Source organism: Neorhizobium sp. S3-V5DH (assembly GCF_004343065.1).
In the GTDB taxonomy this organism is placed as follows: domain Bacteria; phylum Pseudomonadota; class Alphaproteobacteria; order Rhizobiales; family Rhizobiaceae; genus Neorhizobium; species Neorhizobium huautlense.
This window is the reverse complement of record NZ_SMCL01000016.1, coordinates 73,116-95,254: the sequence shown is the minus strand read 5'-3', so window position 1 is coordinate 95,254 and position 22,139 is coordinate 73,116. Positions and strand designations below refer to the sequence as shown.

The following is a 22,139-nucleotide window of genomic DNA, read 5'->3' as shown; positions in this document are numbered from 1 at the left end:
GGGCAGAGGGGGGTAAGCCTCTCGGCATATTCTTCCGACACTGTATTTGCTGCACCGTCGCTACCCCCCTCTATCACCTTCGGTGACATCTCCCCCTCAAGGGGGGAGATCAGCGGGAGTGTGTCTCGCTCGCCTACATCCTTCCAACGCCGGAGCCCCGCATGCTTCTGATCCATTGTCCCTATTGCGAGGAAGATCGCTCGGAACTCGAATTCCGCTGGGCCGGCGAGGCGCATATCGCCCGGCCGGAAAACATCGCGGCGATCACGGATGAAGAATTCGCGGAATATTTCTTCCTGCGCAACAACGAAAAAGGCCTCACCTATGAGCGCTGGCGGCATATCCATGGCTGCGGCCGCTTCTTCAATGCGGCGCGCGATACGGTGAGCGACAAGTTCCTGATGACCTATAAGGCCGGCCTGCCAAAACAGCCGATCCCGACGGCGGAACAAGCCGCAGCGATCGCAGAGGAAAAGACGGTGGAGACCTGGGAAGCGACGGAAGGAGACGCCCGATGAGCGCGTCTTCGAAAGATCTCGGCGCCTTCCGCATCAGGGGCGCCGGCCGGCACACGCCGGCCAGGACCGCGCGCTTCACCTTCGACGGCAAGAGCTACACCGCCATGGAGGGCGACACGGTTGCCTCCGCGCTTCTGGCGCATGGCGTGCATCTGGTCGGCCGCTCGTTCAAATACCACCGGCCGCGCGGCATTCTCTCTGCCGGTCCGGAAGAGCCGAACGCGCTCCTCGACGTTTCCCGGGATGCAGGCCGCCGCCAGCCGAACGTTCGGGCGACCGTGCAGGAAGTGTTCGATGGCGTGAAGATCGCCTCTCAGAACCGCTGGCCGTCGCTGAAATACGATATCGGCGCCTTCAACGACCTGCTGTCGCCCTTCTTCGCCGCCGGCTTCTATTACAAGACCTTTATGTGGCCGAAGGAAGCCTGGCACAAACTCTACGAGCCCTTCATCCGCCGGGCCGCAGGCCTCGGCGAGGCGCCGAAGGAAGAAGATCCGGATCACTATGCCAACCGCTATGCCCATTGCGACGTGCTGATCGCGGGTGCAGGCGTGGCCGGTTTGACCGCGGCCCTTTCGGCCGCCGCAACGGGTGCCAGCGTCTTCCTCGTCGACGAACAGCCGGAAGTCGGCGGTGCGCTGCATTTCGATGCGGCGGCCACCATCGACGGGATGAATGGTTACGAGTGGGCGCAAAAGACGGCGGCCAAGCTGAAGGCCATGCCGAATGTGACGGTGCTGACCCGCACGACCGTGTTCGGTTACTACAACCACGGTTTTGTCGGCCTTGTGGAGCGGGTGACCGACCACGTGGCCCGGCCGGGCAGGGATCTTCCCCGCGAGCGGCTGTGGCAGGTGCGGGCGAAACGCGTGGTGCTGGCGACGGGCTCGATCGAACGGCACATGGTTTTTGCCAACAACGACCGGCCGGGCATCATGCTGGCGTCCGCGGCGCGGACCTTCCTCAACCATCACGGCGTGGCGGTCGGCAAAAAGGTCGGCGTCTACACGGCACACGATTCGGCTTATGAAGCCGCTTTCGACCTCAAGCGGGCCGGCGTCTCGATCGCCGCGATCGTCGATTGCCGCAACCATCCGGGCGATGCGGTTTTGGCGGAGGCACGCGCGCTCGGCATCGACGTGCTGACGGGGCATTCCGTCGTCAACACATCCGGACGGCTGCGGGTCTCGTCCATGAGCGTCGTGCGCAACGGCGGCTCGAATGCCCGCAAGGTCGCGGTCGATTCGCTGATCGTCTCGGCAGGCTGGACGCCGTCCGTCCATCTCTTCTCCCAGTCGCGCGGAAAGCTGCGCTTCGACGAGCAGAACCAACGTTTCCTGCCGGATATCTATGCGCAGGATTGTGTCTCGGTAGGCGCCTGCAGCGGCACCGACAATCTTTCCGACCTGATCGACGAGGCGATTGCAGCCGGCGGCGGCGCGCTGGCGCTTTCCGGCGAAAACCGGTTCGAATGGACCGGCGGCATGATCGGTGCAGCGGAAGGTGCAGGGCCGGATCAAGTGGTCAAGGCTTTCGTGGATTTCCAGCATGACGTGACCGCCAAGGACATCCGCCTTGCGGTTCGCGAAGGCATGCATTCGATCGAGCACATCAAGCGTTTCACCACCAACGGCATGGCCTCCGATCAGGGCAAGCTTTCCAACATGCACGGCCTGGCGATTGCTGCCGAAATGCTGGGACGACCAATCCCGAAGGTCGGGCTCACCACCTTCCGTGCGCCCTATACGCCGGTCACATACGGCACGCTGGTCGGGCATTCACGCGGCGATCTTTTCGACCCGGCGCGCAAGACGCCGATGCACGTCCTGGAAGCGGCTGAAGGCGCCGAGTTCGAGGATGTCGGCAACTGGAAGCGGGCCTGGTATTTTCCGAAGCGCGGCGAAGACATGCATGCTGCCGTCAACCGCGAATGCCGGACCGTGCGCGAAGCGGCGGGCGTGTTCGACGCGTCGACGCTCGGCAAGATCGAGGTTGTCGGTCCGGATGCGGCGCAGTTCCTCAACCTGCTCTACACCAATGCGTGGGACACGCTGAAACCCGGCAAGTGCCGTTACGGCATCATGACTCGCGAGGACGGCTTCGTTTACGACGACGGCGTCGTGGGACGTCTTGCAGAAGACCGCTTCCATGTGACCACCACGACCGGCGGCGCGCCACGGGTGCTGCACCACATGGAAGATTATCTGCAGACCGAATTCCCGCATCTGAAGGTCTGGCTGACGTCGACCACCGAGCAATGGGCCGTGATCGCGGTGCAGGGACCGAAGGCGCGTGAAATCATCCAGCCTTTCGTCGAAGGGCTCGATATTTCGAACGAGGCTTTCCCGCATATGAGCGTTGCCGAGTGCAAAGTCATGGGGGTTCCGGCGCGATTGTTCCGCATGTCGTTTACCGGCGAGCTGGGCTTCGAAGTGAACGTTCCGGCCGATTACGGCCCGGCGGTATGGAAGGCCATCTGGGAACGGGCGGAGGGCATGGGCGCCTGCCTTTACGGCACGGAAACCATGCACGTGCTGCGCGCCGAGAAGGGCTATATAATCGTCGGCCAGGACACGGACGGAACCGTCACGCCGGACGATGCAGGGCTCGGCTGGGCAGTCTCCAAGAAGAAGGCGGATTTCGTCGGCATCCGCGGCCTGAAGAGGCCGGACTTGATCCGCGATGGCCGCAAACAGCTTGTCGGGCTTGTCACCAACAGGCCAAGCGATGTGCTGGAAGAGGGCGCTCAGATCGTCGCCGACCCGAACCAGCCAAAGCCGATGACCATGCTCGGCCATGTAACGTCGTCCTATTGGTCCGAGAATTGCGGCCGTTCCATCGCGATGGCGCTGGTGGCGGACGGCCGGGCGAGGATCGGTCAGACACTCTACGTGCCGATGAGCGACAGGACAATTGCCGTGGAAGTCACCGACATGGTGTTCTTCGACAAGGAAGGGGGCCGCATCCATGGCTGATCTTGCATCTCGCAGCCTGCCTCTCGCAGGCTTTCATGGCGGCTCCGCCACCGTTCGTCTCGAAGCAGCGCCGCCTGCCGAGCGGTTATCGTTGAGAGTGAGGCCGGAGGATCTGGCGGCACTCTCCGGCGCACTCGGCCTTGATTTGCCGACGAAGCCGAAAACTTCCGTTTCGGCCAACGGGCGCACGGCGCTCTGGCTCGGCCCGGATGAATGGCTGGTGATCGGCGACGTGAATGGCGGTCTGATGCAGGCTGCGGCAAATTCCGCAACGCTGCATTCGGCTGTCGATGTCTCTCACCGCAACACGGCGATCCTCGTGTCAGGTCCGGGTGCGGCCAATGCGATCAATGCCGGTTGCCCGCAGGATCTCTCGCTGAAGGCGTTCCCTCTCGGTGCATGTTCACGCACCATTTTCGGCAAGGTGGAGATCGTGTTGCTGAGGACCGCGGAGGATGCCTTTCGCGTCGAAGTATGGCGGTCGTTTTCCGACTATGCTTTCGGACTACTGTCGGAAGGCGCGCGGGACGCGTCGGTTTAAAATCGGACGGAGTGACTTTCTCCGAGCGGCGCGGTTCTTCATGCGGGAGAATTCGTGGATGCCGTTTGCTACCTGACTATCGTGGTAGGCGAAACAGTCTCGAACAACCTCGGAAACGATCCGAGCTGGACGCTCTTGCACGAGATCTTCGTGAACGAAATACAGGCTTGCAGGACACCGCTGTCCGGGCTGATGGACCAGACGATTTTCGGCGGATAGGTGTTCCGGCGCACCACCGGTATCCAGCCGCCGGACCAACCTGGAACCATATCGGTCGATGCAGTGGATCGACGCAAACACTCAAGCTTCGTGACAATCGTTTTCACGTTGACATAATAAACGCACCACCAGGTTATGTTTTGCTGGGTATCGACGGCAAGGCCATGAAGCGACCAGACGCCGTTTGAAAGCCCGGCGGTTGCTGCACGGAACTCGTATCTGTCGCCCGGCTCGGCAAGAGCCTGCGTGCGGATTAGGAGTGTAAGTGCGAGTGCGAATGGCACTATCGTACCCATGACTGCCTCGTGGTCGGTCAGTCATCGGATATTAACCTCTCGTCGCGCGAACGCATCGCCATCTTTTGACGTAGGCCCGACCCATGCCGGTCCTCCAACTTCCAAGCGGAATTGCGGGAACCGCGACGGGCATATGCTCAATTTAGAGCGATAGCCGGACTTGACTTGCAGTGCAGGAACCGCACTCTCTGGCGTCAAAACGGGAGGGGTTGATGGGCGAATATCAGTTGATGGCGATTGCGGTCGCGCTGGCCGTGATCGGCGGCGGGGTCGCGGCAAAACTGGCAAAGATCGAGATCTGGAAGGGTATCGTTGTCGCGGCCGTGGCAGCGCTCGCCGCAATCGTGGCGTTCTTCGTGCCAGGTTTCGACAGAAGCCTTGCCATGCCGCTCGCAGGCCTCGTCGGTGCGGGCGTATCGGGCGCTGTGCTCGGCCTTTCGGCGTCCACCACGGCCAACATCCTGATCGGCACAGCCGTGCCGCCGATGCTTGTTTTCGTGATCATGGAGATGAGTGCTTAAATCGCGGCGAAATCACTCGCCCGGATGGCGGTTCTTGTGCTTCCGGTCGAGGTCCCATTCGTGCAGGCGCACGGCTATATAGGCGATCAAGACGATGATTGCCGGCAAAACCACGGAATAGAAAAACCAGAAGTCCATCAGGCAAGTCTCCTGAGTGCTCGTCTTGCCAGATAATGTAATAGAATGGCGCTCAAAAGCCAACCGGCAAGGCTAACCACCATTCTAGCGCCGGAAATTGTATTGAACGCGGCGAGGTTATAGACATAGCCTGCCAGCGGTGTTGCTATGCCCACGGTAAAGCAAGCAGTCGAGGCGCGATCGAGCGCATTCGCGAGAAGTTTCGTCTGCTCGATCTCGGCAGGATTGGGAACTCCCATATCGCTTAAACGCCTTCCGGGCGGTCCTTGGGGTCGAACTGGACGATGGTGGTCCAGATGGCGGTCAGCGCCGGCTTCAGCTCGTTTTCTATCTCGACCGACACGTCATAGGTGATCATCAGCATGCCGCCGCCCCGAAAGCGGGCCTCCGACAGCTTGAAATGTCCGCGGACGCGGGCGCCGGACTTCACCGGCGACATGAAGCGGATGCGGTCGAAACCGTAATTGATGCCCATGGTCTGCTCGCGGATCTTGGGCACGCAGTCGTAGTTCATGGCCGAGAGCAAGGAGAGCGTCAGAAAGCCATGGGCGATCGTGCCGCCGAAGGGGCTTCCGGCTGCGGCGCGTTCCGGATCGACATGGATGAACTGGTGGTCATGAGTCGCATCGGCAAAGAGGTTGATCATCGTCTGGTCGACGGTCATCCATTCGGATACGCCGAGTTCGGTGCCAACCAGGCCGCCGACTTCGGCGAGCGAAACTTCACGCATGCAACCTCACTGATTTCAGTATTGGTTAGAAGACTTTACAGGATTTGATCCGCTTGGCGAGCGGAAGATTTTGCGTCGCATCATTCCTCGATGCAGAAGCGGACGGAGCGGGCCGGCAGGACCTGATTCCAGAGCTCGCCAGAGGCGAGATGCTTCCAGCCCCAACCGGGCAGGGCGAAGCTCATCTGCTCGTGACCGCGATTGAGAAGCATGGCCAAGCGGACTTTTTTTCCGGTCTCTCGGTCGAGCGTCGCCAGGATAGCGCCGAGGACGGGATTGTCGGGACTGTCCCAGTCGCCGGCCTCCATCGGCTGGCCGCTGGCCGCAAGCCATTCGATATCGCCATTGCCGGCGAAGAAGCCGGTCTCGGAAAAGACGGAGAAGCGCTTGCGGATGACGGCAAGGGTGGCGGTGTGCTCGACGAGATGTTCGTCGATCGCTTTCCAGTCGAGCCAGGTGATCTCGTTGTCCTGGGCATAGGCATTGTTGTTGCCGCGCTGGCTGCGGCCGACCTCGTCACCCATGGTGAGCATGACCCAGCCGCGGCTGACAAACAATGTCGAGAGGAGAGCGGCGACATCCCGGCGGCGGTTTTCGAGGATCGCCGGATCATCCGTCTCTCCCTCGACACCGTTGTTCCAGGAAAAATTGTCGTTGTGGCCGTCGCGGTTTTCCTCGCCATTCGCTTCGTTGTGCTTCTTCTCGTGGGAGACAAGGTCCATCAGCGTGAAGCCGTCATGGGCGGCGAGGAAATTGACGCTGCGGGTGGCATGATGGCCGTGACGGCCGAAGATGTCGGAGGAGCCGGCAAGCCGGGTGGCGAGCGCGCCGGTGGTCCAGCGTTCGCCGCGCCAGTAGCGGCGGATATCGTCGCGGGCGCGGTCGTTCCATTCGAGGAAAGGCTCGGGAAAATTACCGAGCTGGTAGCCGCCGGGGCCGATATCCCATGGTTCTGCGATCAGAATGCGGTCCTTCAGCGCCTCGTCAGCAAGCATGGCCTTCAGCGTCTCACTCTGCGGATCGAAGCCTGAAGCGGTGCGGCCGATGACCGGGGCAAGGTCGAAGCGGAAGCCGTCGACGCCTGCATGGATAACGAAATGGCGAAGCGTGTCGATGATCAGCCGGCGAACATGGGGTTGATCGCAGGCGACGGTGTTGCCGGTGCCGGTGTCATTGACGAGATGACCCGGCTCGCCCGGCACGTGCCGGTAATAGGAGAGGTTGTCGAGGCCGCGCATGGAGAGGGTCGCGCCATGACGGTCGCTTTCTCCGGTGTGGTTGAAGACGAGGTCGAGGATGACGCCGATGCCTGCCTGATGCAGCGCCGAGACGGTGTCGCGCAACTCCTTGACGCCGCCGGGGCAAAGGCGCGGGTCGAGCGCCATGAAGGCGATCGGGTTGTAACCCCAGCCGTTGGTGAGCTTCAGCGGCGGCAAGTGGCGCTCATCGATCCAGGCGGTGATCGGCATCAGCTCGATTGCATCGACGCCGAGTTTCTTAAGATGGGTGATGATGGAGGGATGGGCGAGTGCCGCGACCGTACCGCGGATCGCTTCGGGTATGTCGGGGTGGAGGATGGTGAAGGGCTTTACCGCCACCTCGTAGATGAAGCCGCCGGTCGGCAGCAGCGGCTTGCGGATTTTTGCCAGCGGGTCGCTGGTCACGATCGCCTTCGGCACCAGGCCGGCGGTATCGACGCCGAATACCGAAAGCTTCGTATCGTGCCGGAAGGGCCGGTCCAGTTCGCGGGCGTATGGGTCGATCAGAAGCTTCGACGGGTCGAACCACAGGCCCTTTTCCGGATCATAGATGCCCCAGGCGCGATAAGCGTAGCGCTGTCCGGCAGCAATGCCTCGAATCGATGCGCGATGGATGTCGTCGCGGCCGCGCACCAGCCGGTGGCGCGCGGTCTCCTTATTGCCATCTGTATCGAAAAGGCAAAGCTCTATCCGCTCGGCATGATGGGACCAGATTGCGAAGTCAGCGCCGTCTGGCGTGAGGGTTACGCCGAGTTTGGGGTCGGAGGGTTTGGGCAACGGAATCACCCCCCTCCGCCCTGCCGGGCATCTCCCCCACAAGGGGGGAGATCGGCAGGAGGCGCGACCGGTCGTCCCTCTTCAATGAGGAGGATGGCCGAAACGGAAACGTTCAAGAGAGGCGAGACGCTGCAACATCCGATCTCCCCCCTTGTGGGGGAGATGCCCGGCAGGGCAGAGGGGGGTGCCAGCATCATCGCCTCCGGTCTTGCGCGCTCAAGCAATCACGTAATCACCGTCGGTTTGTCCCGGCCGGTGCGCTTCTTCAACTCGGAAATCTGGTCGGCGATGGCGATGAGGTCGGAGAGTGCTTCCTGCGTTTCGATTCCGTGGCGGGAGGGATCGGGTTCGTAGCGCTCGACATAAACGCGGATCGTGGCGCCGGAGGTGCCGGTGCCGGAGAGGCGGAAGACGACGCGGGAACCGCCTTCGAAGAGGATGCGGATGCCCTGGTTCTTCGAGACCGAGCCGTCGATCGGGTCGTTGTAGGCGAAGTCGTCGGCCGCCGCGACCTTGAGGGAGCCGAAAGTCTTTCCGGGCAGCGTTGGGAGCTTCTCGCGCAGCGCGGCGATCAAGCTGTTGGCAGCGTCGGTATCGACTTCCTCGTAATCGTGGCGGGAATAGTAGTTGCGGCCGTATTCGGCCCAGTGCTTGGTGACAATTTCAGCGACGCTTTCGTTGCGGGCGGCCATGATGTTCAGCCAGAAGAGGACCGCCCAGAGGCCGTCCTTCTCGCGCACGTGGTCGGAACCGGTGCCGAAGCTTTCTTCGCCGCAGACCGTGACCTTGCCGGCATCCATCAGATTGCCGAAGAACTTCCAGCCGGTCGGCGTTTCATACATGCCGATGCCGAGCTTTTCCGCCACCCGGTCGGCGGCGGCGCTGGTCGGCATGGAGCGGGCGATGCCGGCGATGCCCTTGGCATAACCCGGCGCCACGGTGGCATTCGCCGCGATGATCGCGAGGCTGTCGGAAGGGGTGACGAACATGCCCTTGCCGACGACCATGTTGCGGTCGCCGTCGCCGTCCGAGGCCGCGCCGAAATGCGGGCCGTCGGCGCTCATCACGTCGTCGTAGAGTTCCTTGGCGTGGACGAGGTTTGGGTCCGGGTGGTGGCCGCCGAAATCCGGAAGCGGCGTCGCATTGCGCACCGATCCGGGAGCTGCGCCGAGGCGGTTTTCGAAGATTTCCCTGGCATAGGGGCCGGTCACGGCGCCCATGGAATCCATCGCGACATTGACCCCGCTGGCCAGAAGCGCGCGGATGGCGGGGAAGTCGAAGAGTTGCTCCATCAGATCCGCGTAATCGGCAACCGGGTCGATGACCTCGACCGTCATGCCGGCGACATCGAATGAGCCGATTTCGTCGAGGTTCACGTCGGCCACGTCGGCGATCTTGTATTCGCTGATGATCTTGGAGCGGGCGAAGATGGCGTCGGTGATCCTTTCCGGCGCCGGGCCGCCATTACCGATATTGTACTTGATGCCGAAATCCTCCGTGGGTCCGCCGGGATTGTGGCTGGCCGACAGGATGATGCCGCCGAAGGCATGGTATTTGCGGATGACGTTGGAGGCTGCAGGCGTCGAGAGGATGCCGCCCTGACCGACCATGACCTTGCCGAAGCCGCTAGCGGCTGCCATCTTGATCGCCTTCTGGATGACTTCGCGGTTGTAGTAGCGGCCGTCGCCGCCGATCACCAGGGTCTTGCCGTCGAAGTCTTCGAGCGAATCGAAGATCGAATGGATGAAGTTCTCGGCATAGTTCTCCTGAGCAAAGACCGGCACTTTCTTGCGCAGGCCGGAGGTTCCCGGCTTCTGGTCCTGATAGGGGGCGGTTGCGACGGTTTTTATCATGCTCATGCACCTTTTTTCGCAAGGAGTTCGGAATAGAGCGCGGCATAAAGCCCGGCACTCTTTTCCCAGGAAACGTCGGATTTCATGCCCTGCTTCTGCAACTGGGTCCAGACCTTGGGGTCGTGGTATAGCCGGACGGCGCGACGGATCGCCCGGCGCAGGTTTGGCGCAGTGACGGGGCCGAAGGAAATGCCGGTCGCGGCCTTTGTGGCGAGCGCCGCGTGACTTGCATCGATGACCGTATCGTTCAGGCCACCGGTTCGGGCGACGACCGGCACGCAGCCGTAGCGCAAGCCATAGAGCTGCGTCAGCCCGCAGGGTTCGAAGCGGGACGGGATGATGATGGCGTCGGAGCCGGCCTGCATCAGATGCGATAGCGGCTCGTCGTAGATCGAGAGAACCGAAACGCTGCCGGGATGACGGGCAGCGGCGGCGTGAAAGGCGTTTTCCAGCGCCCGGTCGCCGGAGCCGAGGACTGCCAGCCTGCCACCGAGATGCACGAGATCGTCGACGGCTTCGGCCAGAAGGTCCATGCCTTTCTGCCAGGTCAGCCGCGAGATGACGCAGAAAAGCGGGCCATCCCCCTTGGTCAGGCCGAAACGATCCGCAACGGCGCGCTTGTTGCCGGCACGGGTCTTCAGCGTCGATGCGGTATAATTGACCTTTACGGCAGGATCCGCAGCGGGGTCCCAGACATGGGCGTCGATGCCGTTGACGATACCATGCAGATCGGAGTGGCGGAGCGATAGCAGTCCCTCGAGGCCCATGCCGAATTCGGGCGTGAGTATTTCCTCGGCATAGGAGGGGCTGACCGTGCTGATCGCCCAGCTCGTCTGCAGCCCTGCCTTCAGGTATCCGACGCCGCCGAAATATTCGACGCCGTCGATGCCGAAGGCATGGGGGGGCAGTTCGAGATAGGGGAATATGTCGGCGCCGAACTGGCCCTGGAAGGCGATGTTGTGGATGGTGATGAGGGTCGGAACCTCCGGCTCCGGCGCATAACGCATATAGGCCGGCAGCATGGCGGCCTGCCAGTCGTGCACATGCACGATATCCGGTTTCCAGCCCTCAAGGCCGGCTTGGGCAATCATCGCGCCGGCCTTGGAAAGGGCCGCAAATCGCCGCCAGTTGTCGAAATGATCCTTACCGGTCGCATCCGCATAAGGTCCGCCCGGCCGATCGAAGAAGGTCGGCGAATGAAGGATCAGGAGGTCAAGGCCCTGATGTTCGACTTCCAGCACCTCGGCCTTGCCGCCCAGCAGGCTGTCGAAACTCAGAACGCGTTCGGCATCCTTTACGGCGCTCAGGACTGCCGGATAGCCCGGCATCAGCGTCTTCACCGAGACGCCGTGACCCTTCAAGGCAAGCGGCAGAGCGCCGGCGACGTCGGCAAGTCCGCCGGTCTTGACCAGCGGATAGACTTCGGACGCGACCGATAGAACTTTCATTACAGATCCAGTTTGTCGATCATCGGCTGGGTGATCAGGCAGATGCCGGTTTCCGTCCGGCGGAACCGCTTCGCATCGAGTTCCGGATCCTCGCCGACCACCAGGCCTTCGGGAATGGTTACACCGTGATCGATGACGACATTGCGAAGCTGCGCACGCCGGCCGATGCGGACATTCGGGAGAATGACGGCACCTTCAAGGCGGGAGTAGGAATTTGCGCGAACGCCGGTAAAAAGAAGGCTGTTGTAGAGCGTCGAGCCGGAGATGATGCAGTCGCCCGACACGACGGAAGAGATTGCCGAGCCGCGGCGGTCTTCGTCATCATGGACGAATTTCGCGGGCGGGGTGATTTCCGCATAGGTCCAGATCGGCCAGGACTTGTCGTAGATGTCGAGTTCGGGGGTCACGGCAGTGAGATCGACATTTGCCTGCCAATAGGCGTCGATGGTGCCGACATCGCGCCAATAGGGTTCGCGCTCGAAATCGGAGCGGACGCAGGAGCTTGCGAAACGGTGGGCGACCGCTTTGCCGTTCTTGACTATGTGAGGAATGATGTCCTTGCCGAAATCGCGGCTGGAACCGGGATCGGCGGCATCGCGCTTCAGCGCATCCATCAGGAACTTGGTGTGGAAGACGTAGATGCCCATGGAGGCAAGCGCGAAATCCGGATTGCCCGGAATGCCTGGCGGATCGGCAGGTTTTTCCACGAAGGCGATGATCTCGTCCTTCTCGTTGACATGCATGACGCCGAAGGCGGTCGCGTCCATACGCGGTACTTCGAGGCAGCCGACGGTGACATCCGCGCCGGAATCCACATGCTGCTGGAGCATGTATTCGTAGTCCATCTTGTAGACGTGGTCGCCGGCCAGGATGACCATGTATTCGGGCGCGTAGGACTCGATGATGTCGATGTTCTGGAATACCGCGTCGGCGGTGCCCTCGTACCACTGCGTTTCGGAGACGCGCTGGGAGGCGGGAAGGATGTCGAAGCTTTCGTTGCGTTCGGGACGGAAGAAGTTCCAGCCGCGCTGCATGTGGCGGATCAGCGAATGGGCCTTGTATTGGGTGGCGACGCCGATGCGCCGGATGCCGGAATTCAACGCGTTCGAAAGCGCAAAGTCGATGATGCGCGCCTTACCGCCGAAATAGACGGCGGGCTTGGCGCGGCGGTCCGTCAGTTCCTTCAACCGGCTGCCGCGTCCTCCGGCGAGCACATAGGCCATCGCATCCCGCGACAGAGGCTGAATTCTTTTTTCCGTCATCGATCCCTCCCTATTGTTCAAATTCCAGCATGATCGTCGCGAGCGGCGGCAACGTGACCTCGGCGCTGACGGATCCTCCCGCGTTCACCGCCTGAACGCGCCCGCCATTGCCCTTGCCGCTGCCCCCGTAGATTTCGGCGTCGGTATTGAGGATTTCCCGCCATCTGCCTTCGTTTGGCAAGGGGAGGCGATAATTTTCACGATAGACAGGGGTGAAATTGCTGATCACCGCCACCGGCTTTTCTCCCGGCGCCATGCGTAGCCAGGCAAAGACCGAATTTTCCGCGTCGTCGACGACCAGCCAGCTGAAACCTTCGCCTTCGCAGTCGCGGGCATGCAGCGCGGGCTTGGAGCGGTAACAGAAGTTCAGGTCGCGCACGAGACGGCGCACGCCTTCATGCGGATGATACTGAAGCAGGTTCCAGTCGAGGGATTTGGCCTCGCTCCATTCGCCCCATTGGGCGAATTCCTGGCCCATAAAGAGCAGCTTCTTGCCGGGATACCCCCACATGAAACCGTAATAGGCGCGCAGGTTGGCAAACTTCTGCCAGTCGTCGCCGGCCATCTTGGCAATCAGCGAGCCCTTTCCGTGCACCACTTCGTCATGGGAGAGCGGCAGCACGAAGTTTTCGGCAAAGGCATAAACAAGGCCGAAGGTGATCTCGTTGTGGTGATGCTTGCGGTGGATGGGCTCACGCTTCAGGTAGCTCAGCGTGTCGTGCATGAAGCCCATGTTCCACTTGAAGCCGAACCCCAGGCCGCCTTCGTGGACAGGATGGGAGACTTTTGGCCAGGAGGTGCTCTCTTCGGCGATAGTCATGACATTGGGATGGGCGCCGTAGGAGAGCGAATTCATCTTCTGGAGGAAGCGCACCGATTCCAGGTTTTCGCGCCCCCCGTACTCGTTCGGCACCCATTCGCCTTCCTTGCGCGAATAGTCGAGGTAGAGCATCGAGGCGACCGCATCGACACGCAGTCCGTCGAGATGGAATTTTTCAGCCCAGTAGAGCGCGTTGTTGACGAGATAGGAAAGCACCTCGATGCGGCCGAAATTGTAGATCGCCGTGTTCCAGTCCGGGTGAAAACCCTGGCGCGGATCTTCATGCTCGTAGAGCGCCGTGCCGTCGAACTCGCGCAGGCCGTGCTCGTCGGTCGGGAAATGCGCCGGCACCCAGTCGAGGATGACGCCGATGCCGACCTTGTGGCAGCCGTTGACGAAACGGGCAAAACCCTCCGGCTCGCCGAAACGGGCGGTTGGCGCAAAGAGGCCGGTCGTCTGGTAACCCCAGGAAGGATCGAAGGGATGTTCGGTGATCGGCAGAAACTCGATATGGGTGAAGCCCATGTCGGTGCAATAGGGGATCAGCTCCGAGGCGAGCTCGTCCCAGGTGAGGAAGGAGCCGTCAGGCTTCTGGCGCCACGAGCCGGCATGCACCTCGTAGATTGTGATCGGCTGGCGGCGGTGATCGGCCTTTTCCCAGAACTGACGATGGGCGTTGTCTTCCCATTTCTGTTCCAGTTCCGACGCGGTGACGGAAGCGTTCTTGGGACGCATTTCGGCGCGCCGGGCATAGGGGTCGGCCTTCAGCGGCAGGACCTTGCCGTTCTTGCCGACGATCTCGAACTTATAGGCGGAACCTGCCCGGACATCCGGCGCGAAGATTTCCCAGATCCCGGTATCGACCCGCAGCCGCATCACGTGGCGGCGGCCGTCCCAATTGTTGAAGTCGCCGACCACCGAGACGCGCTTGGCGTTCGGCGCCCAGACGGCGAAATGGAACCCTTCCACACCCTCATGCTTCACGGGGTGGGCGCCCATCTTGTCAAAGAGGCGAAGATGCGAACCTTCCCGGACGAAATAGTCGTCCATGGGGCCGAGGACCGGGCCGAACGAGTAGGGATCGGTCACCGCCCATTCATCGTCGCCGCGTCGGGCGCGGTAGCGGACGGGCTGCAGGTGCGAGGCGCTGACGAGGCCTTCGAAATAACCCGCATCGTGGCGGCGGGTGAGTTCTCCGAGTTCTGTCCCGCTGAGCGTGAGCGCAGTGACCGCCTCGGCACCGGGAATGAAACAGCGGGCCCGGAACGCGTCCCCGAGCTTGTGGAGCCCGAGGACGGCGAAGGGATTGGTATGCCTGCCTTCCAAAATCGCCTCGATCTCGGATAACGGAATTTCGCCTGGGGCTCTTCCGTCATCGGTGACGCGCGGCGGTTTCTTCATCAGGCTCTCCAGATTTCCGACGCGTACTGGCGAATAGTTCTGTCAGAGGAGAACCATCCCATGCGGGCGGTATTGCGAATTGTTTTTGAATACCAGGATTTAGGGTCGGTCCAGATTTGGTCAACGTGCCGCTGCGCTTCGGCATAGGCGTCGAAATCGGCAGCGACCATGAACCAGTCGTGATTGTAGATGCCGTCGATCAGCTCGCTGAAGCGGGACCGGTCGTCCGGCGAGAAGACGCCAGTGGCGATCGCGTTCAGCGCCTGGGAAAGCTCGCGGGACTTTTCGATGATGGCGCGTGGATTGTGGCCGTCGGCGCGTACCTTCGCCACCTCGTCGGCCTTCAGGCCGAAAATGACGATGTTGTCATCCCCGACATGATCACGCATCTCGACATTGGCGCCGTCGAGCGTGCCGATCGTCAGCGCCCCGTTCAGCGCGAACTTCATGTTGCCTGTGCCGGAGGCTTCCATGCCGGCGGTGGAAATCTGCTCGGAAAGGTCTGCCGCCGGAACCATGATCTCGGCCAGCGAGACGTTGTAGTTCGGCACGAAGACGACCTTGAGCAGACCGCGCACGGCCGGGTCGTTGTTGATGACGCGCGCCACGTCGTTGGCGAGCTTGATGATCAGTTTCGCATTGTGATAGCTCGGCGCCGCCTTGCCGGCAAAAAGCTTCACCCGCGGAACCCAGTCGAGTTCCGGATGCGAGCGGATCTGATCGTAGAGCGCCACGGCTTCGATGATATTGAGCAGCTGGCGCTTGTATTCATGGATTCGCTTGATCTGGATGTCGAACATGGCCGAGGGATCGAGGCGGATGCCCATGCGGCTGCCGACGAGGTTTGCCAGCTGCACCTTGTTCGCCCGCTTGACGGCCGCGAACTTCTCCTGGAAGGCCGCGTTGTCGGCAAAGGCGTCGAGCGCCGTCAATGCCTCCGTGTCGTCCAGGAACTTGTCGCCGATCGCCTCCTGAACGAGGGAGACGAGAGCAGGGTTGCACTGCATCAGCCAGCGTCGCGGCGTAATGCCGTTGGTCTTGTTGTTGATGCGGGTCGGGTAGAGCGTGTGAAGATCGGCAAAGACCGTGACCTTCATCAGATCGGTATGGAGCGCCGAGACGCCGTTGACCGAATGCGATCCGACAAAGGCGAGGTTGCCCATGCGCACGCGGCGCTCGCCGGCTTCGTCGATCAGTGAGATCGAGCGGATCTGGGTATCGGAGAAGCTCTTGTGCTTGCGTGCCTCGATCAGGATCAATGCGTTGACCGCATAAACGATCTGCATATGGCGCGGCAGCAGGCGCTCAAACAGCGGCACCGGCCAGCTTTCGAGCGCTTCCGGCAGCAGCGTGTGGTTTGTGTAGGAGAAGGTCTGGCGGGTGATGTCCCAGGCCTGTTCGAAATCGAGCCCATGGATGTCCGTCAGCAGGCGCATCAGTTCGGCGATCGAGACGGCCGGATGGGTGTCGTTGAGCTGGATCGCCACCTTTTCATGAAGGTTGGTGAAGTCCGGATATTGCTGCAGGTGGCGGCGCAGGATGTCCTGCAGCGAGGCCGAGGAGAAAAAGAACTCTTGGCGCAGGCGCAGTTCCTGCCCGGCAGGATTTGCGTCGGCCGGATAGAGGACGCGGGTCAGGCTTTCGGCCTTGTTGCTCTCGCGCAGTGCGCCGATATGGTCGCCGGCGTTGAAGGCATCGAGCAGGATCGGATCGATCGGCTGTGCCGACCAGAGACGCAGCGTATTGACGCGTTTGCCGCGCCAGCCGACGATCGGCGTGTCGTAGGCCATGGCGATGACGCGTTCGGCCGGTTTCCAGACATAACGGGGCGTTTCCTCGTAACCGCCGACCGTCTCCACGCTACCGCCGTAGCCAATCTCGTAGGAACTTTCGCGGCGCTCGAATTCCCAGGGGTTGCCGTGGGCGAGCCAGGTTTCCGGCAATTCCACCTGCCAGCCGTCGGCCATCTGCTGGCGAAAGAGGCCGTGAACGTAGCGGATGCCGTAACCATAGGCGGGGATGTCGACTGTCGCCATGCTCTCCATGAAACAGGCGGCGAGACGACCGAGGCCGCCGTTGCCGAGTGCGGCGTCCGGCTCGAGCCCGGCGATCACGTCGACGTCGACACCAAGCGAGGTCAGAGCATCGCGGATTTCCTTCATCAGACCCATATTGCTGACCGCGTCGCGCATAAGCCGGCCGATCAGGAATTCGAGCGAGAGGTAATAAACGCGCTTGCCGCCGGTCCTGTAGACCTTGCGGGTCGACTCCATCCATTTGTCGATGATTCGGTCTCGCACCACGAGGATCGCCGCGGTCAGCCAGTCGTGCGGCTTGGCAACCTTCGCATCCTTGCCGATGCGGTAGGTCAGGCGTTCGATAATTTCTTCCGCCATGATTTCGGGGCGGGAGCTGCGGGGAGCCGGCTGAAGGGTTTCAGCCGTGGAAGACGTTTCATTCATAAGTCGCCAACTTTCTGGTGGAGCGGGGGGATAGCGTCCGATTCAGTCCATCTGGCACGATGTTGTGGCGACAGTTTATGCACCGTTATGACCCAGTTGCAACGGTCGTTTTATCTTTGCGCAATTGATGGGCAAAAGCACAACGAAAAACGCCCCGCCGGAGGCGGAGCGTTCCGTGGCCTGACTTTGCGGGGTCAGTTGGTCAGGCGGGTGCCGGTCTTTGCGGCCTTGCGGGCGATTTCGCCGAAGCTCTGGACCAGCTGGGTCATGCTGTTCGGCTCGTAGTAATAATCTTCCTTGCCGCTGGAGCAGTATTCGAGCAGTTCCTTGCCCTTCGTGGGTGCCATGAAAGCGATCGTATAGATCTTGATGGCATTGCCGGCCTGGTCCTTGTCTGCCTTTGCCTGATCGCAGAGGGCGCGGACCTTGACGTCGATGGTCGAGTTCCAAGTGCCGCTGTTGCCGGTCATTTCACCGTCGGTCATCAGCACGATGAAGCGCTCGAAGCTCGTATTGCCTTTGCCGGTATGCGCAGTCTTTTCGGCCCCATTCGCTGCCTTGAGCGCTGCAAATGCATTGGCCATGGCCCCGCTGGCATCGGTTCCGCCATCCGGGACGGCCGGCATGTTATTTACATAGGTCTTGACGTAGGACGTGCCCCACTGGATCGATTGTTCGGGTTTGGTTCTGTCGTCGTAGGAATCGGCGCCAACGCGGATGAGTTCCATGTTGGGATCCGCCTTGTCCAGTTCCCCGAACATGACGGCGGCCGCAGCCTTCAGAGATGCCATCTTGGTCAGGTAGTTTGGTACCTCCTTGTAGACCGTACGCTCGCACATCTTGTTAGGGTTGTACTTCGTGGGGCAGCTATATTTTTCTTTTTGATCTGTCGCGACCAGTTTTGTCGGCTGCGCGGGATTGACCGTCGTCGTATCCCAGGCCATCGAGCCGGATTCGTCGAGCGCCAGATACATGGAGAGCGCATTGCCCTCGCGGCCGCTTGCGGACTGGCTCTCGACGCTGATCGTCATCTTGTCGAAGCCGAGAAGGGCGGTCAGTCCGCTCATCGGTACGTCATAGGTCGCCTTGAGGCGGATGTCGTAGCTTGCGGCGGTGTTCGTGGCGATCGTGGCCGTCGCCGCCGCCTCGGCGTTCTGCCTGAGCGCCTCCCGGGCCGCTGCCTTTTCTTCCTCGGTCATGTCGGACGTGTTGATCGTCTGCGCGGCCTGGGCGACGTAGAAATCCATCATCAGCTTTTCCGCGTCCGTCTCGCTCATGGTGCCTTCTTCGGACATGGCGGACGCCGCGGCGAGCGTGGCCGCGTCGGCGGCGGCCTGAAGATGGTTCTTTTCCTCGATCACGCGCGTCAGATCGATCGCGACACCGGCAGCTCCCATGAGGACCGGTATCGCAATGGCTGTCATGATTCCGAAATTTCCGGCGCGGTCCTTCATCAGCCGCGCAAAATGCGTGCAGGTTTTCATAGCCCCAACCCCCGTCCAAATCATTTGAACAACTGAAGCCATGCTAAGTTAAGGCGCGTATAGGAAGGCCTAATGGAATTAATAGAATTTTAGCAATTACAATAAATTAGCCTCATAACGAGGCGGAATTGTCAGGAATTCAAGGGAACGACGTCGACCGCCTGGACGACTTTCTGATTTCCGTAGCCCTTGAGGACGCCGACAACCGGGGCGATGTCGGCATAGTCACGGCCATAGGCGACGACGATGTGGTCGCTGCCGGCCGGAATGTCGTTGGTCGGATCCAGCTCCAGATAACCGAGCGTCTCGCCGCACCATACCCTGACCCAGGCATGCATGGCATCCGCTCCTTCGAGGCGCTCCTTGCCGGGCGGCGGAATGGTGCGCAGGAAGCCCGAGACATAACCGGCCGGGATGCCAAGGCTGCGTAGGCCGACGATCATCACATGGGCGAAATCCTGGCAGACGCCGCGCTGCAAACGGAAGGCCTCCTTCGGGGTCGTGTCGACGGTGGTGGCCTCGGGGTCGTAGGTGAAATCCTTGTGGATGCGGGCGCAAAGGGCCAAGGCGATTTCGCGCACGGTCTGTCCGGGCCTGGCGATCTCGCGGGCATAGGCGGCGATCTGCGGCTCCTCCGCGAGACGGGGGCTCGGGCCGGCGAGGTGATGCGGCGAGGCGGGATCGACCGACCAGAGTTCCGCGAGCTCCTCCTTGAGTTCGTCGAGTTCCGGCGAGAGGTCTGCCGTTATCGTCGGCGCTTCCACCATGACGCGGGCCTGCATGCGGATATCGAGCCGGTCATGCGGCGCGCGGACGAGAACCGAGGTCGCCTGCTGGCCGAAGAAATCGATGAAGGTGGTCCGCTCGTCAGCGTTCGGCGCGACGGTCACGGAGCCGGCAATCAGCCGCTGCCGGTCGGGAAGCGACAAAGGCAGGACGCGGATCACATGACGGGCGCCGGAAGCCGGAACGTCGTAGACGTAACCCATGTGGAGGTTGAGATCGTAGAGCATGGCCACTCTTCCCGCACCCTAACTGAAGTAAGTCTGGCCGAGAATATCGGACAGCTTCTCCATCTCCTGTTCGAGCTTTCGGTAGACCTCATGGTCCATCGCCTCCGGCGTCATGACGGCGAGGCCGGAATGAAGCCGCATCGCCTCGCGGTAGAAAGGCGACATCTGGCCGTTGACGAAGGCATTCGGCAATTGCTCCACCTCGGTGCGGATCTCATTCAGCTGGAAAAGGATCGAGCGCGGGTTCAAGGGATCGAGCGCCAGCAGGTCGGCGACCGTCAATCGGGCGGTGGCGACGTTGTAGCGGCGCCGATGGGTCATGACGCTGTCGCCGATCTCCAGCAGCATGTCGAGCGAGCCATCCGGGGCCTCGGGGCCGGACATATGGCCGAGCAGCCGGGTCATGTGCAGCGCACGTTCCAGATGGCGGCCGATCGACAGGAACCGCCAGCCGGTGAAGCGGTACATGTTTTCGTGAACGAGACCGGCAAAGCCGGCGAGCTTGCGGAGCAGGATGGTGGTGGCGTGGCTGGCGTCATCGCCCGGCTGGACCGCCTCGTGGAAGCGGCGGGCGGTCTTGGCAAGGTCGGTCAGGGCCAGCCAGCCGTCCGGCGAAAAGCGATCCCGGATGTTGCTGGCCGAATAGATCGCGCTGTCGATATTGCGCAAGAGCGGGGCCGGCACGGCCTTCGACATGTCGATGTCGATCGCCTTGAGGTAACGCGACACATCGGCCAGCAGCGGCTGCCCCGGATCGGCGGATTCGGCGTAACGCAAGTGCCAGGCGCGCAGGATGCGCAAAGCCCCTTCCGCCCGCTCGATATACCGGCCGAGCCAGTAGAGATTGTCGGCCGCGCGGCTCGGCAGGCTGCCGGGCATGTTGCGGGTGAAACTCTCCTCCGGCGGCAGCAGCGTCGGCTTGGGCACGGGCTTGTCGCTGACGATCCAGACGTCGGCCGCCGCGCCGCCCGCCTGCATAGCGATCGCCGCGACGTCGGGGCCTGAACCGATGCGGGCAAAGCCGCCGGGCATGATCTGCCAGCCGTTTTCGGTGCGCGCCGCAAAGACGCGCAACGACATCGGCCGCGGGACAAGCTTGCCGTTCACATAAGCCGGGGTCGTGGAAAGCGTCACGACTTCCTGGCCGACAAGCTTGGCGCCTTCCGAGGAGAGCCAGTCGCCGATCGACGCCTTCGCGGTTTGGCGAAGCGACGAGCCGAGCACCGACTGGCCATTGTCGTCGAAGAAGGGGAGGCGGGAATAGGCGGGGCCGATGACCATCTTCTCGATGTTCTTCGCCACATGATCGCGTTCGGCCTTCTGGCCGCACCACCAGGTGGCGATCGACGGCATCAACAGATCATCGCCGAGCAGACGACGACAGACGGTCGGCATGAAGGCAAGAAGGGCGCGGGTTTCGAGGATGCCGGAGCCGAGCGCATTGACGAAGGTGACCGCGCCCGAGCGCAGCGCCTGGACCATACCCGGCGTGCCGATATGGGAGTTCTGGTTGAGTTCCAGCGGATCGGCATAGGAAGCATCGAGACGCCGCCAAAGGACGCCGATCGGCTTCAGGCCGGCCACGGTCCTCACCATGACGCGGTTGTTCACCACCGTCAGGTCCTCACCCTCGAGCAGCATGAAGCCGAGGTAGCGGGCGATATAGGCGTGCTCGAAATAGGTCTCATTGGCCGGGCCTGGCGTCAGGACCGCGATCCGGTCCTCCGGATATTGCTTGTGCGCCTGCAGCGCGTCGCGGAAGGCGCCGAAGAAGGAGGCGAGACGATGCACGTGGCTTTCGCCATAGATGTCGGAAAGGGCGCGCGTGGTGGCGACGCGGTTTTCCAGCGCAAAGCCGGCGCCCGACGGCGCCTGGGTGCGGTCTGCAAGCACCCACCAGTTGCCGTCCGGGCCGCGGCCGATCTCGAAGGAACAGAAATGCAGGTAATGGCCGCCGACCGGTTTGACGCCGACCAGCGGCCGCAGGAATTCGGAATTGCCGGCGATCAGGGCCGGCGGCAGGATGCCTTCCTGCACCAGCCGGTTTTCGCCGTAGATATCGGAGACCACCGCTTCCAGAAGATCGGCACGCTGCACGAGGCCTTTGGAAACCGCTTCCCATTCCTTGCCGTCGATCAGCACGGGCACGTGGCTGATCGGCCAGTTGCGCTCGCCGCTCCCTTGCGCCCCATAGGTCCGGTAGAAGACGCCGGCATCGCGCAGATACCGGTCGGCGCGTGCGAACCGCTCCTGAAGATCGCCTTCCGGCATCCGGCTCAGATGCGAGATCAGGTTGCGCCAGACCGGCCGGATCTGGCCATTGGCGTCCAGCATCTCGTCTGCGATGCCCGGCAATGCTGCATAGCCGAGAACCGGATCATTGAGGATCCGCGTTTCGGTTACACGGTCGGTTGCCGGTGCC

General features: G+C 62.0%; 16 protein-coding genes and 1 pseudogene. 4 read left to right on the top strand and 13 right to left on the bottom strand.

The window, feature by feature from the left end:
- Window positions 1-161 precede the first annotated feature (161 nt).
- From EDE09_RS20080 to EDE09_RS20070, 3 genes are read left to right on the top strand one after another with little or no spacing between them, the layout of a single operon-like run.
- Window positions 162-518 (top strand): sarcosine oxidase subunit delta, encoded by a 357-nt coding sequence (locus EDE09_RS20080; protein WP_105374185.1) that lies wholly within the window; start codon window positions 162-164, stop codon window positions 516-518.
- Window positions 515-3,493 carry a sarcosine oxidase subunit alpha gene (locus tag EDE09_RS20075; protein ID WP_132412598.1) on the top strand — a complete coding sequence of 993 codons (2,979 nt, stop codon included), beginning with the start codon at window positions 515-517 and terminating at the stop codon, window positions 3,491-3,493. Before EDE09_RS20080 ends, EDE09_RS20075 begins: the two co-directional genes overlap by 4 nt.
- Window positions 3,486-4,034: a sarcosine oxidase subunit gamma gene (locus EDE09_RS20070; protein ID WP_132412596.1), complete on the top strand. Its 549-nt coding sequence runs from the start codon at window positions 3,486-3,488 to the stop codon at window positions 4,032-4,034. The genes EDE09_RS20075 and EDE09_RS20070 overlap by 8 nt, the downstream gene beginning before the upstream one ends.
- 68 nt (window positions 4,035-4,102) lie before the next feature.
- Here the strand turns inward: EDE09_RS20070 and EDE09_RS20065 are convergent, their stop codons facing one another.
- A complete protein-coding gene (locus EDE09_RS20065) occupies window positions 4,103-4,549 on the bottom strand; it encodes a hypothetical protein (protein ID WP_132412594.1) in 447 nt (148 codons plus the stop codon).
- Between the two features lie 212 nt (window positions 4,550-4,761).
- Here EDE09_RS20065 and EDE09_RS20060 point away from each other — a divergent pair, with 212 nt between their 5' ends.
- Window positions 4,762-5,070: a hypothetical protein gene (locus tag EDE09_RS20060; protein WP_112799024.1), complete on the top strand. Its 309-nt coding sequence runs from the start codon at window positions 4,762-4,764 to the stop codon at window positions 5,068-5,070.
- 12 nt (window positions 5,071-5,082) lie between these two features.
- Here the strand turns inward: EDE09_RS20060 and EDE09_RS28860 are convergent, their stop codons facing one another.
- The 12 genes and pseudogenes from EDE09_RS28860 to EDE09_RS20005 all read right to left on the bottom strand — a co-directional run.
- On the bottom strand, window positions 5,083-5,208 hold the full coding sequence (locus EDE09_RS28860; RefSeq protein ID WP_281033675.1) for a hypothetical protein: 126 nt from the start codon (window positions 5,206-5,208) through the stop codon (window positions 5,083-5,085).
- Window positions 5,208-5,447 carry a hypothetical protein gene (locus tag EDE09_RS20055; protein WP_132412593.1) on the bottom strand — a complete coding sequence of 80 codons (240 nt, stop codon included), beginning with the start codon at window positions 5,445-5,447 and terminating at the stop codon, window positions 5,208-5,210. The genes EDE09_RS28860 and EDE09_RS20055 overlap by 1 nt, the downstream gene beginning before the upstream one ends.
- Window positions 5,448-5,452: 5 nt before the next feature.
- Window positions 5,453-5,938 (bottom strand): MaoC family dehydratase, encoded by a 486-nt coding sequence (locus tag EDE09_RS20050; protein WP_132412591.1) that lies wholly within the window; start codon window positions 5,936-5,938, stop codon window positions 5,453-5,455.
- Window positions 5,939-6,018: 80 nt separating this feature from the next.
- Window positions 6,019-7,974, bottom strand: coding sequence for a glycogen debranching protein GlgX (gene glgX / locus EDE09_RS20045; protein WP_165924241.1), 1,956 nt, complete (start codon window positions 7,972-7,974; stop codon window positions 6,019-6,021).
- Window positions 7,975-8,198: 224 nt separating this feature from the next.
- Window positions 8,199-9,827 (bottom strand): alpha-D-glucose phosphate-specific phosphoglucomutase, encoded by a 1,629-nt coding sequence (locus EDE09_RS20040; protein WP_132412632.1) that lies wholly within the window; start codon window positions 9,825-9,827, stop codon window positions 8,199-8,201.
- 2 nt (window positions 9,828-9,829) lie between these two features.
- Window positions 9,830-11,275: a glycogen synthase GlgA gene (gene glgA, locus EDE09_RS20035; RefSeq protein WP_132412589.1), complete on the bottom strand. Its 1,446-nt coding sequence runs from the start codon at window positions 11,273-11,275 to the stop codon at window positions 9,830-9,832.
- Window positions 11,275-12,537: a glucose-1-phosphate adenylyltransferase gene (gene glgC, locus EDE09_RS20030; RefSeq protein ID WP_105374176.1), complete on the bottom strand. Its 1,263-nt coding sequence runs from the start codon at window positions 12,535-12,537 to the stop codon at window positions 11,275-11,277. Before glgC ends, glgA begins: the two co-directional genes overlap by 1 nt.
- 10 nt (window positions 12,538-12,547) lie before the next feature.
- A complete protein-coding gene (gene glgB / locus EDE09_RS20025; RefSeq protein ID WP_105374175.1) occupies window positions 12,548-14,758 on the bottom strand; it encodes a 1,4-alpha-glucan branching protein GlgB in 2,211 nt (736 codons plus the stop codon).
- Window positions 14,758-17,220, bottom strand: coding sequence for a glycogen/starch/alpha-glucan phosphorylase (locus tag EDE09_RS20020; protein WP_105374174.1), 2,463 nt, complete (start codon window positions 17,218-17,220; stop codon window positions 14,758-14,760). Before EDE09_RS20020 ends, glgB begins: the two co-directional genes overlap by 1 nt.
- A 194-nt stretch (window positions 17,221-17,414) precedes the next feature.
- Window positions 17,415-18,674 (bottom strand): VWA domain-containing protein, encoded by a 1,260-nt coding sequence (locus tag EDE09_RS20015; RefSeq protein ID WP_281033677.1) that lies wholly within the window; start codon window positions 18,672-18,674, stop codon window positions 17,415-17,417.
- A gap of 161 nt (window positions 18,675-18,835) precedes the next feature.
- Window positions 18,836-19,717, bottom strand: coding sequence for a transglutaminase family protein (locus tag EDE09_RS20010; protein ID WP_105374172.1), 882 nt, complete (start codon window positions 19,715-19,717; stop codon window positions 18,836-18,838).
- A gap of 18 nt (window positions 19,718-19,735) precedes the next feature.
- Window positions 19,736-22,084 (bottom strand): annotated as a pseudogene (locus EDE09_RS20005) (circularly permuted type 2 ATP-grasp protein); the annotation flags it as partial.
- Window positions 22,085-22,139: the final 55 nt, after the last annotated feature.

What these genes read in the sequence shown, in the direction of transcription:
- EDE09_RS20080 (WP_105374185.1), top strand. Translation starts at nt 162, where the DNA reads ATGCTTCTGATCCATTGTCCCTATTGCGAGGAAGATCGCTCGGAACTC.
- EDE09_RS20075 (WP_132412598.1), top strand. Translation starts at nt 515, where the DNA reads ATGAGCGCGTCTTCGAAAGATCTCGGCGCCTTCCGCATCAGGGGCGCC.
- EDE09_RS20070 (WP_132412596.1), top strand. Translation starts at nt 3,486, where the DNA reads ATGGCTGATCTTGCATCTCGCAGCCTGCCTCTCGCAGGCTTTCATGGC.
- EDE09_RS20065 (WP_132412594.1), bottom strand. Translation starts at nt 4,549, where the DNA reads ATGGGTACGATAGTGCCATTCGCACTCGCACTTACACTCCTAATCCGC.
- EDE09_RS20060 (WP_112799024.1), top strand. Translation starts at nt 4,762, where the DNA reads ATGGGCGAATATCAGTTGATGGCGATTGCGGTCGCGCTGGCCGTGATC.
- EDE09_RS28860 (WP_281033675.1), bottom strand. Translation starts at nt 5,208, where the DNA reads ATGGACTTCTGGTTTTTCTATTCCGTGGTTTTGCCGGCAATCATCGTC.
- EDE09_RS20055 (WP_132412593.1), bottom strand. Translation starts at nt 5,447, where the DNA reads ATGGGAGTTCCCAATCCTGCCGAGATCGAGCAGACGAAACTTCTCGCG.
- EDE09_RS20050 (WP_132412591.1), bottom strand. Translation starts at nt 5,938, where the DNA reads ATGCGTGAAGTTTCGCTCGCCGAAGTCGGCGGCCTGGTTGGCACCGAA.
- EDE09_RS20040 (WP_132412632.1), bottom strand. Translation starts at nt 9,827, where the DNA reads ATGATAAAAACCGTCGCAACCGCCCCCTATCAGGACCAGAAGCCGGGA.
- glgA (WP_132412589.1), bottom strand. Translation starts at nt 11,275, where the DNA reads ATGAAAGTTCTATCGGTCGCGTCCGAAGTCTATCCGCTGGTCAAGACC.
- glgC (WP_105374176.1), bottom strand. Translation starts at nt 12,537, where the DNA reads ATGACGGAAAAAAGAATTCAGCCTCTGTCGCGGGATGCGATGGCCTAT.
- glgB (WP_105374175.1), bottom strand. Translation starts at nt 14,758, where the DNA reads ATGAAGAAACCGCCGCGCGTCACCGATGACGGAAGAGCCCCAGGCGAA.
- EDE09_RS20020 (WP_105374174.1), bottom strand. Translation starts at nt 17,220, where the DNA reads ATGAATGAAACGTCTTCCACGGCTGAAACCCTTCAGCCGGCTCCCCGC.
- EDE09_RS20015 (WP_281033677.1), bottom strand. Translation starts at nt 18,674, where the DNA reads ATGAAGGACCGCGCCGGAAATTTCGGAATCATGACAGCCATTGCGATA.
- EDE09_RS20010 (WP_105374172.1), bottom strand. Translation starts at nt 19,717, where the DNA reads ATGCTCTACGATCTCAACCTCCACATGGGTTACGTCTACGACGTTCCG.